At 45.6% G+C, this 305-nt stretch carries 1 protein-coding gene; it reads left to right on the top strand.

Annotation, left to right across the window (positions count from 1 at the left end; translation table 11 throughout):
* Positions 1 to 305, top strand: a 305-nt coding sequence (locus ACPYOJ_RS35045; protein WP_481420335.1) for a hypothetical protein, incomplete at both ends; no start/stop codon positions are given.

The raw sequence follows: 305 nt of genomic DNA, 5'->3' as shown, positions 1-305 counted from the left end.
GGTCAATTGGGGATACAATTCTTATGTAAGTTTAGACAAGCAGATCAATCATGTTGTAGGCATCAGCCTGATCTATCAGCGAGGTGAAACTACACAAAAAGCACAGCTGGAAGGAGCTGAAGGTATTGCTGCCGGAGTGGCAGAAGCAAAAACGAAATATAATCAGGTTTCTCTAATGGGCGATGTGAATTTTTCAAACATTTTGAGAAGAGTAGACAACCACTCGACTTATAAATGGGCCTGTCTCTTATACACATCTCCGAGCCCACGAGACTACGCTGCATCTGGGGGGGGGGGGTTTGGGG

This window comes from Rhizobium sp. SVR5-9E (genome assembly GCF_056755095.1).
Note: the sequence above shows the minus strand (reverse complement) of the source record. Positions and strands in the feature narration are given on the sequence as shown.